Source organism: Klebsiella sp. HMSC09D12 (genome assembly GCF_001808475.1).
GTDB classification, from domain to species: Bacteria; Pseudomonadota; Gammaproteobacteria; order Enterobacterales; family Enterobacteriaceae; genus Klebsiella; species Klebsiella oxytoca.
Genome location: NZ_KV793462.1, coordinates 71226 through 80782, shown reverse-complemented (window position 1 = coordinate 80782; position 9557 = coordinate 71226). Strand labels below are relative to the sequence as shown.

General features: G+C 56.0%; 9 protein-coding genes. 2 read left to right on the top strand and 7 right to left on the bottom strand.

Annotated features, from left to right (window positions below; all coding sequences use genetic code 11):
• Window positions 1-78 precede the first annotated feature (78 nt).
• Complete coding sequence (locus HMPREF3178_RS10225) at window positions 79-678, bottom strand: GNAT family N-acetyltransferase (RefSeq protein ID WP_004109002.1); 600 nt, start codon at window positions 676-678, stop codon at window positions 79-81.
• Between the two features lie 56 nt (window positions 679-734).
• Window positions 735-2108 (bottom strand): UDP-N-acetylmuramate:L-alanyl-gamma-D-glutamyl-meso-diaminopimelate ligase, encoded by a 1374-nt coding sequence (gene mpl / locus HMPREF3178_RS10220; RefSeq protein WP_004109005.1) that lies wholly within the window; start codon window positions 2106-2108, stop codon window positions 735-737.
• Window positions 2109-2283: 175 nt separating this feature from the next.
• On the opposite strand from mpl, the gene fbp reads away from it, so the two are divergent.
• Window positions 2284-3282: a class 1 fructose-bisphosphatase gene (gene fbp, locus HMPREF3178_RS10215; protein ID WP_004109008.1), complete on the top strand. Its 999-nt coding sequence runs from the start codon at window positions 2284-2286 to the stop codon at window positions 3280-3282.
• A 36-nt stretch (window positions 3283-3318) separates the two neighbouring features.
• Here the strand turns inward: fbp and HMPREF3178_RS10210 are convergent, their stop codons facing one another.
• From HMPREF3178_RS10210 to ytfQ, 5 genes are all read right to left on the bottom strand, one after another.
• A complete protein-coding gene (locus tag HMPREF3178_RS10210; RefSeq protein ID WP_004117475.1) occupies window positions 3319-3831 on the bottom strand; it encodes a DUF2569 domain-containing protein in 513 nt (170 codons plus the stop codon).
• 112 nt (window positions 3832-3943) lie between these two features.
• Window positions 3944-4945 carry a galactofuranose ABC transporter, permease protein YjfF gene (yjfF, locus tag HMPREF3178_RS10205; protein WP_017145074.1) on the bottom strand — a complete coding sequence of 334 codons (1002 nt, stop codon included), beginning with the start codon at window positions 4943-4945 and terminating at the stop codon, window positions 3944-3946.
• Window positions 4932-5957, bottom strand: a complete 1026-nt coding sequence (gene ytfT / locus HMPREF3178_RS10200; protein WP_017145075.1) for a galactofuranose ABC transporter, ATP-binding protein YtfT — start codon at window positions 5955-5957, stop codon at window positions 4932-4934. Before ytfT ends, yjfF begins: the two co-directional genes overlap by 14 nt.
• 10 nt (window positions 5958-5967) lie before the next feature.
• A complete protein-coding gene (ytfR, locus tag HMPREF3178_RS10195) occupies window positions 5968-7470 on the bottom strand; it encodes a galactofuranose ABC transporter, ATP-binding protein YtfR (protein ID WP_070585151.1) in 1503 nt (500 codons plus the stop codon).
• A gap of 186 nt (window positions 7471-7656) precedes the next feature.
• Window positions 7657-8613 carry a galactofuranose ABC transporter, galactofuranose-binding protein YtfQ gene (ytfQ, locus tag HMPREF3178_RS10190; RefSeq protein ID WP_004117462.1) on the bottom strand — a complete coding sequence of 319 codons (957 nt, stop codon included), beginning with the start codon at window positions 8611-8613 and terminating at the stop codon, window positions 7657-7659.
• 403 nt (window positions 8614-9016) lie between these two features.
• Between ytfQ and ppa the strand changes: the two genes are divergently transcribed.
• Window positions 9017-9544 (top strand): inorganic diphosphatase, encoded by a 528-nt coding sequence (gene ppa / locus HMPREF3178_RS10185; protein ID WP_004109025.1) that lies wholly within the window; start codon window positions 9017-9019, stop codon window positions 9542-9544.
• The last annotated feature ends 13 nt before the right edge of the window (window positions 9545-9557 follow it).

Here is a 9557-nt window from a genome sequence, read left to right as displayed (position 1 = left end):
TCCCGGAGGCGGCGCTTGACGCGCCTTGTCCGGGTGACAAAAACTCAAAACACGCGGACCTTTAGCCCAGCTCAGGCATCAGCCGCAACCGGGGATTTTCCCGGAGGCGGCGCCTGGCACACCTTGTCCGGGCGACAATACCTCGATCGCACCAGCCTGAGCCATGACCACCAAACGCAAATCCCGCGCAAAGCGCTGATACCGCGTCTCATCAATCGGCTGCGGGTAGCTCAACACGATCAATTCATGATCGGCAATACCCTGATGATAGGTCGGATGGCGATGCGCCCAGGGATTCGCGCAAAACCCCATGGTTTCATAAAAGCGCAGACGCTTATGGGCAATCTCGCTGGTCAGCGGATCGATTTCGAGAATAGTCAGCGGCGCAAGCTGAAGTATTTCAGCTAACAGCCGCTTGCCGTAGCCACGCGATCGTAACGTATCGTCGATGGCCAGATGTTCAATGTAACTATAGTCAGCAAACCGCCAGCAGCCGCTCAGGCCGATAAACAGACCATCATCGAACCAGGCTTCCAGTACATAATGGGGATTATCAAGCGCCTGCTGTTTAGCCTCGGCTTCACGCTGTTCGTGCCACGGGAAGGCCCTGCCGTACAGAGCGTCCAGCGCGGGAAAATAAGCGGAATCGGTAGAGGTCACTCTTTGTGAAATCAACATGAACCATCCGTAACTATCCGCCCTCACGCGGAGGGCGGATCAACGCGGAGAATGGCCTATTCGGCCGCCTCGGCTTTTTTCGCCAGCTTATCGAGCAGCTTCTGATGAATGCCGCCAAAACCACCGTTGCTCATGACCAGAATGTGGTCGCCAGGATGCGCGGTCTTCACAATCATATCCACCAGCGTATCGACATCGGCGCTCCAGTGCGCGGGCTGTACGCAGGCGTCAGCTACTTCAGCTACCTGCCACGGAATATGCTGCGGCTGCAGCAGAAAGACCTCGTCGGCACGACCGAGAGACGGCGCCAGGTCATCTTTGCAAATGCCCATTTTCATGGTGTTGGAACGGGGTTCAAGCACGGCAAGAATTCGCGCGGTACCGCCAACTTTGCCGCGTAGCGCCTGCAGAGTCGCCAGAATCGCCGTCGGGTGGTGGGCAAAATCGTCGTATACGGTGACGCCGTTGGCTTCGCCGCGTAGTTCCAGACGGCGGCGGGCGTTGATAAAGCTACCCAGCGCATTGGCCGCATCGGCAGGCAGCACGCCGACATGACGGGCGGCGGCAATGGCCATCAGGCCGTTATGCATATTATGTTCGCCGACCAGCGCCCACTTCACCTCGCCCACTTTCTCGCCGTCCAGCCACACTTCCCATGAGGAAGCATCGGTGGTCAGCTTTTTCGCCTGCCAGTGGCCCTGTTCGCCGACCAGTTCCTGCTCGCTCCAGCAGCCCATCGCCATCGTCTGTTTCAGGTTGATGTCGTTCTCAGGCAGAATGATTTTGCCCTTGCCCGGCACAATGCGCACCAGATGATGGAACTGTTTCTGGATGGCCTTCAGGTCGTCAAAAATGTCCGCATGGTCGAACTCAAGGTTATTGAGAATTAACGTACGCGGGCAGTAGTGAACGAACTTAGAGCGCTTATCGAAGAAAGCGCAGTCGTATTCATCGGCTTCAATCACGAAGAACGGGCTGTCGCCAAGGCGCGCGGACACCTCAAAGTTGCCCGGTACGCCGCCGATGACAAAGCCCGGCTTGTAGCCGCAGGCTTCAAGGATCCAGGTCGCCATTCCGGCAGTGGTGGTTTTACCATGCGTCCCGGCAACCGCCAGCACCCAGCGATCGCGCAGGACAAAGTCGTGCAGCCACTGCGGCCCGGACATATACGGGATGTTATTTTCCAGCACCGCTTCCACGCACGGGTTGCCGCGCGTCATCGCGTTACCGATGATCACCAGATCCGGCTGAGGATCCAGCTGGCTGGCATCATATCCTTGAATTAACTCAATTCCCTGGGTTTCCAGCAGGGTACTCATTGGCGGATAGACGTTTGCATCCGACCCCGTTACCTCATGACCGAGGGAACGCGCCAGCATCGCCAGCCCCCCCATAAACGTGCCACAGATTCCTAAAATATGAATGCGCATTCGTCATTTCCTTCTCTTATCTGAAGCACAGTTTACCGGGATGTTGGGGCTGAAAGAAATGCATTTCAGGGGAATCCGTATTTTGCTGGCGCGATTCACCTGTGCGAACTTTTTTTATTCTTTGTTAAGATTGTTTTGTTCGTTTTACTTCACATAAACATGCAGGGAACGGGTTATGAAAACGTTAGGTGAATTTATTGTCGAAAAGCAGCACGAGTTCTCTCACGCAACGGGCGAGCTGACTGCTTTGTTGTCGGCGATAAAGTTAGGCGCCAAGATCATCCACCGCGATATCAACAAGGCCGGTCTGGTCGATATCCTGGGTGCCAGCGGTGCTGAAAACGTTCAGGGCGAGGTGCAGCAAAAACTCGACCTGTTTGCCAATGAAAAGCTGAAAGCCGCACTGCGAGCACGCGATATTGTTGCCGGGATCGCCTCTGAAGAAGAAGATGAAATCGTCGTCTTTGAAGGCTGTGAACACGCCAAATACGTGGTGCTGATGGACCCTCTGGATGGCTCCTCTAACATCGACGTTAACGTCTCCGTCGGGACGATTTTCTCTATCTATCGCCGCGTCACGCCGGTGGGTACTCCCGTCACCGAAGAAGACTTCCTGCAGCCGGGTAACCGCCAGGTCGCCGCCGGCTATGTGGTTTACGGTTCCTCGACGATGCTGGTTTATACCACCGGCTGCGGCGTCCACGCCTTTACCTACGACCCGTCCCTTGGCGTGTTCTGCCTGTGCCAGGAACGCATGCGCTTCCCGGAAAAGGGGAATACCTACTCGATTAACGAAGGTAACTACATCAAGTTCCCGATGGGCGTGAAGAAGTACATCAAGTACTGCCAGGAAGAAGATAAAGAGACCCAGCGCCCGTATACCTCGCGCTATATCGGCTCGCTGGTAGCGGATTTCCACCGCAACCTGCTCAAAGGCGGCATTTACCTCTACCCGAGCACCGCCAGCCACCCGGACGGTAAACTGCGTCTGTTGTACGAGTGCAACCCGATGGCGTTCCTCGCTGAACAGGCGGGCGGCAAGGCCAGCGACGGTAAAGAGCGCATTCTGGATATTATCCCGGAAAGCCTGCACCAGCGCCGCTCTTTCTTCGTCGGCAATAACCATATGGTCGAAGACGTCGAGAACTTTATTAAAGAGTTCCCGGACGCGTAATATTCAGACGCCGGATAATTCCGGCGTCTATTTGCTTTAGTTCACGAAGGTGAGTTTGACGCGTTTCGACAGGTGGAAATAAGGTATCCAGATGATTATCTGCAGCGCGCATGAGGCCAAAATTTTTATATCTTCAACCTCCAGCCCTAAACCATAAAAATGCGCAGCAATCCAGCAGTCGATGGCGTAGAGAATCGTGGTGAACAGAACCCAGACAGTATAATAATTTGGCAACTGACGTTTCTTCCTGAAAAACAACATCGTCGTATAAACTACCAATAACCAAAGAAATAGTGCCCCAGCCGCTTCAAACAGCGCAAACGCTCTAAACTCCTCTTCAACATCCAGAAAAACCGTCACCGTATTACATATCCCGACGATCTGTAAAAGCGAGCTGAGCGTCAGGGTTAAAGCCGGCAGATAAAGCCAGCCGCCGATACCGGTATATTTTTTATCCTTACAGGTTTTACAATAACGCGCCGGAGGCAATACCTTTTGCCCACAGCTGGCGCACTTGCCTGATAATCCTTCACCTTCAACCATATCCATTAATAGCGTTCCTTTGCTCAAAATATCCCTTTCCAGGGTGCCTGTTGTATCAGGCACCTATCATGGATGAACGTGGCGAGTACGTACATAAGTTGAGCGAAAAACCAGAATACTACTCAGCAGTCGCACGCACATTTACCCTTTTCACTGGCGAACTCTGCCGATTCTCCCACAGCACCGTCAGTCCGCGCTGCAGCGCGATAAAGATAAACAGCAGAATACCGATGGCGATCTTGGTCCACCATGAACTAAGCGTACCGTCGAAGTTGATATAGGTTTGAATCAGCCCCTGAATGGCGACGCCAAACAGGGTGCCGAGAACCGTGCCCACGCCACCGCTTAACAGCGTGCCGCCGATCACCACCGAAGCAATGGCGTCCAGCTCGACGCCAACCCCTGCCAGCGCATAACCCGCCTGGGTATAAATAGAGAAGACGATCCCCGCCAGCGTCGCCAGACCGGTAGAGAGCATATAGATGCGAATCGTCGTACTCCGCGTGGAGATCCCCATCAGGTTGGCCGACGTCGCGTTGCCGCCAATGGCGTAAACCTGATTGCCAAAGCGGGTGCGGTGGGCCATAAAAATGCCACCGATCACCACCAGCAGCATCAACAGCCCCATGGCGCTCAGACGACCGCCGCCGGGGATGGTCCATGCCAGTCCGGAAAGCGCGTCATACACCGGATGATTGATGGGAATCGACTCCTCCGAAACCAGATAGCTGACGCCGCGCAGAAAAAACATCCCGGCAAGCGTGATGATAAACGCCGGGATCTTCAACGCATCGATGAGCAGCCCCATAAAGGCGCCAAAAGCGCAGCCCATCACCAGCACTAGCGGAAATGCCACCAGCGGCGAGATCCCCCAGAAACCGATCGCTTTGGCGAGGAATACCCCGGTGAAGGCGATCACCGACCCCACCGACAGATCGATCCCGCCGGAGAGGATCACGAACGTCATGCCGACGGCGATGATCCCGAGAAAAGCATTGTCGGTCAGGATATTGCAGATCACCCGCGTCGAGGCAAAGCCGGGAAACTGCGTCAGGCAGTAAAGGTATCCCAGTACGAAGACCGCGAGGGTAATCATTAACGGTAAATTACGTTTTATCATGGCCGCGCATCCCCTTCAGTATGCTGATAAAGCGCGGCGACTGGACGATCAGTACGCACAGCACCACCACCGCTTTGACTACCTGATTAAGCTCCGGCGGGAAACCGGACAGCAGGATCCCGGTATTCATGCCCTGGATAATCAGCGCCCCGACAACCGAGAGCAGCAGATTAAAGCGCCCGCCCATCAGCGAGCCGCCGCCGATAACGACCGCCAGAATGGCATCCAGCTCCAGCCATAGCCCGGCGTTATTGGCATCCGCGCCGCGAATATCCGCCGCGACGATAATGCCGGCGATGGCCGCGCATACTCCGCTCAGCACGTAGGCCAGCATCACGACGATGCGGGTATTTACCCCGGCGTTTTTCGCCGCACGAATGTTAATCCCCACCGCTTCGATAAACATCCCCAGCGCAGTTTTGCGGGTAAACAGCCAGAACAGCACCAGCGTAACGATGGCGATTATCACCGGCGTCGGGAACAGCAGCAGCGATCCGCTGCCCAGCCAGGCCAGCGGCGGGGAGTCAAAAGTGACGATCTGCCCGGAGGTGATCAGCTGCGCCACGCCGCGTCCGGCGACCATCAGGATCAGCGTGGCGACAAACGGCTGGATCTTCAGCACCGCCACAAGGATACCGTTCCACAGGCCCGCCAGCGCGCCGGCTCCCAGCGAAGCCAGCAGCACAACCGGCAGGCTGTGTCCCGCCACGGTCATCGACGCCGCCGTTGCGCCGGCAATCGCCATCACCGCCCCGACGGAGAGGTCAATCCCGCCGGTGGCGATAACCAGCGTCATGCCGATCGCCAGCAGCGCCACTGGCGCGGCGCGGTTCAAAATATCAATCGGGCTGCCGAACAGTCGCCCCTCCTGGAGCACGATCTGGTAGAAATGCGGGGCGACCAGGCTGTCAACCACCAGCACCAGCAGCAGCGCAACGATCTGCGGCATCCCTTTGGGCCAGTTAACGCGCCGTTTCGGCTGGCCGGTTTTCGGAACAGATTGAGGCATCATCGGTTACTCCTTATGCCGCAATAGCGTTCATGATCGCCGGCACGGAGAGCTCGCTCAGAGCCAGCTCCGCCACCTGCTGGCGATCGCGCATGATAATCACCCGATCGGCGTAACCCACCAGCTCTTCCAGCTCTGAAGAAATAACCAGCAGCGCCAGACCATCGGCGCACAGGGTTTCGATCAGGCGGATGATCTCGGCGTGGGCACCCACGTCAATACCGCGGGTGGGTTCATCGAGGATCAGGAACTGCGGTTTCGTCAGCAGCCAGCGGGAGAGCAGTACCTTTTGCTGATTACCGCCGGAGAGAAATTCGATCGGCTGTTCGGCGCTGGGGGTACGAATACCCAGCTGACGAATAAAACGTTCGGCAATCTCATTTTGTTCGCGCCGCCCAATCGGCCGCAGCCAGCCGCGCTGCGCCTGTAGCGCGAGAACAATATTTTCCCGCACCGAGGCGGCGGCGATAATGCCGTCGGTTTTGCGGTCCTCCGGGCAGAAGCCGATCCCGAGGCAGGATGCCTGATGCGGCGAGCGCAGGGTTTGCGGCTTGCCTTTGATCCACGCTTTGCCGCTGTCGGCGGGTTTAATGCCGAAGATACCCTCCGCCGTTTCCGTGCGCCCCGAGCCTAACAGACCCGCCAGGCCGACGATTTCACCGGGACGGACCTGCAGACTAAACGGTGCAATGGTGCCTTTTTTGCCAAAATCTTCGAAGGCGGCCACCGGCTTATCGCTGAGCAGGGTGCGGCCCGCGCGTTGCAAGGCGTTATGCTCCAGCTCGCGGCCCAGCATCATCTTCACCAGCTCAATTTGCGGCAGCTCGCGGGTTTCCCGGCAGCCGACAAAACCGCCGTTGCGCAGCACGGTGATACGATCGCTGACGGCGTAAACCTGGTCGAGGAAATGGGTGACGAAAATCAGGCTGACCCCGCTATCGCGCAGCTGGCGCATCAAGGTGAAGAGCATCTCCACCTCCTGGGTATCCAGGCTGGCGGTCGGTTCATCAAGAATTAATACTTTTGCTGACAGGTCGATCGCCCGGCAGATGGCGACAATCTGCTGCATCGCCACTGAAAAGCGGTTCAGCGGCTCGCGTACATCAAGGGAAAAACCGTAGGATGCCATCAGCGCGGTGGCGCGCTTTTCCATCTCTTTACGCCGCAGCAGGCCAAAACGCCGGGGCTCACGGCCGATAAACAGATTGTCCGCCACCGACATGTTAGGCAGCAGGTTCACTTCCTGATAGACGGTACCAATCCCCAGCTGTTGAGCATGGGCGGTGTTTTTCGGCGAAATCGCCTGGCCTTCCAGCCAGATTGTCCCGCGGTCGGCGTGATATACGCCGGTCAGCGCTTTAATCAGAGTAGATTTACCCGCGCCGTTTTCGCCTAGCAGAGCCATGATTTCGCCCCGGCGCAGGCTGAAATTAACGTTATCCAGCGCTTTCACGCCGGGGAAAAACTTGCTGAGCCCTTCCGTACGAAGGATTTCCTGATGCGATTCGCCGTTCATGCTCCCCCCTCACCTTTGCCCTCTCCCCGAGGGGAGGAGAGGGAAATCAGCCGTGCTATAGCGACCGGGGAAATCCCGGAGGCGGCGCTGCGCGCCTGTCCGGGCTACCCGCTCCGCAGACGGCGGTGAAACTGTAGCCCGGTCAGCGTAGCACCACCGGGAACGTGGCCTGTTCTTAGCTACGACTCAGTAGCCCATATTTTTCTTCTTCTCTAACTCTTCTTTCGCCGTATCCGGCAGGTAGAGCGTCGATTGAGTGATGGTGACTTTTTCAGGCAGGGTGCCGTCTTTTTTGTATTTCTCCAGCGCATCGAACGCCGGGCCGGCCATATTCGGCGTCAGCTCGACGCTGGCGTTAGCTTCACCGGCCATCATCGCTTTATAGATATCCGGCACGCCGTCGATAGAGCCGGTGAGGATATCTTTGCCCGGCTTCAGTCCGGCTTCTTTAATCGCCTGAATAGCGCCAATCACCATGTCGTCGTTATGGGCGTAAACCATGCAGATGTTCTTGCCGTTGTTCTCCGCTTTGATAAAGCTTTCCATCACTTCTTTGCCCTTACTGCGGGTAAAGTCGCCGGACTGGGAACGGATAATTTTGATATTAGAGGCTTTAGAAATGGCTTCGGCGAAGCCTTTCTTACGGTCAATCGCCACGCTGGCGCCTACGGTCCCCTGCAGCTCAACAACGTTACACGGTTTGCCATCGACGGTTTTCACCAGCCACTCGCCGATCAGCTGGCCTTCCAGCACGTTGTTGGCGGTCACGGTGGTCATGTAGAGGTCTTTATCTTTAACATCAATGGAGCGGTCGAGCAGGAATACCGGGATTTTGGCCTCTTTCGCTTCTTTCAGTACCGGTTCCCAGCCGGTCGCCACCACCGGAGCGATGAAGATGGCATCGACGCCCTGAGCGATGAAAGAGCGGACGGCTTTAATCTGGTTTTCCTGTTTTTGCTGCGCATCGGCAATCTTCAGAGTGATACCGCGCTTCGCGGCTTCCTCCTTCGCGACGTTGGTTTCTGCCGCACGCCAGCCAGATTCAGAGCCGACCTGTGAAAAACCCACGGTCAGAGGGGCAGCCATGGCCATAGACGACATAGCTGCGGAAACTGCGGTGACAAGAAGTAAGCGCTTCCACATAAGAGGATCCTCGTAGGGTTATTGTTGGATAAAGCCTCACCAGCGGACAAACTATAGACAATCGGAGATGTAACTGAATGCGTTACATCACACTTCAAAAAAGTTAATTAGATGTTAATCGGTGCGTTACTCTTCAGCGGAGAGCCGGTGAGGCTTCGCGACCCGCGCGAGCTTCGCCGTTTATGACGAAATTTTGCGCGCTTTGAGATATCAAGCATATGCAATGAAAACGGTTACATAATTTTATTCAGTATGCGGCTATGTTTATGGATTTTCAGGCTGTATTACGCCGAAAAATTCGGACTCCACCCACCCGTTCTGGGGAAAAAGAAGCGAAGACATTCGATGTGAGTTGGCTATAATACCGGGCACTTGTTTGCCATACATTTTAAAGGAAACAGACATGAGCTTACTCAACGTACCTGCGGGCAAAGATCTGCCGGAAGACATCTACGTCGTGATCGAGATCCCGGCGAACGCAGATCCTATCAAATACGAAGTCGACAAAGAGAGCGGTGCACTGTTCGTTGACCGTTTCATGTCCACGGCGATGTTCTATCCGTGCAACTACGGCTACATCAACCACACCCTGTCCCTGGACGGCGACCCGGTTGACGTTCTGGTCCCGACGCCGTACCCGCTGCAGCCGGGTTCCGTTATCCGCTGCCGTCCGGTTGGCGTACTGAAAATGACCGACGAATCCGGTGAAGATGCGAAACTGGTTGCGGTACCGCACACCAAGCTGAGCAAAGAATACGATCACATCAAAGATGTGAACGACCTGCCGGAACTGCTGAAAGCGCAGATCACCCACTTCTTCGAGCACTATAAAGACCTCGAAGCAGGCAAATGGGTTAAAGTTGACGGCTGGGACAACGCTGAAGCGGCGAAAGCCGAAATCGTGGCTTCCTTCGAGCGCGCTAAGAAGTAATTCTGCCGCACTC

What these genes read in the sequence shown, in the direction of transcription:
- HMPREF3178_RS10225 (WP_004109002.1), bottom strand. Translation starts at nt 678, where the DNA reads ATGTTGATTTCACAAAGAGTGACCTCTACCGATTCCGCTTATTTTCCC.
- mpl (WP_004109005.1), bottom strand. Translation starts at nt 2,108, where the DNA reads ATGCGCATTCATATTTTAGGAATCTGTGGCACGTTTATGGGGGGGCTG.
- fbp (WP_004109008.1), top strand. Translation starts at nt 2,284, where the DNA reads ATGAAAACGTTAGGTGAATTTATTGTCGAAAAGCAGCACGAGTTCTCT.
- HMPREF3178_RS10210 (WP_004117475.1), bottom strand. Translation starts at nt 3,831, where the DNA reads ATGGATATGGTTGAAGGTGAAGGATTATCAGGCAAGTGCGCCAGCTGT.
- yjfF (WP_017145074.1), bottom strand. Translation starts at nt 4,945, where the DNA reads ATGATAAAACGTAATTTACCGTTAATGATTACCCTCGCGGTCTTCGTA.
- ytfT (WP_017145075.1), bottom strand. Translation starts at nt 5,957, where the DNA reads ATGATGCCTCAATCTGTTCCGAAAACCGGCCAGCCGAAACGGCGCGTT.
- ytfR (WP_070585151.1), bottom strand. Translation starts at nt 7,470, where the DNA reads ATGAACGGCGAATCGCATCAGGAAATCCTTCGTACGGAAGGGCTCAGC.
- ytfQ (WP_004117462.1), bottom strand. Translation starts at nt 8,613, where the DNA reads ATGTGGAAGCGCTTACTTCTTGTCACCGCAGTTTCCGCAGCTATGTCG.
- ppa (WP_004109025.1), top strand. Translation starts at nt 9,017, where the DNA reads ATGAGCTTACTCAACGTACCTGCGGGCAAAGATCTGCCGGAAGACATC.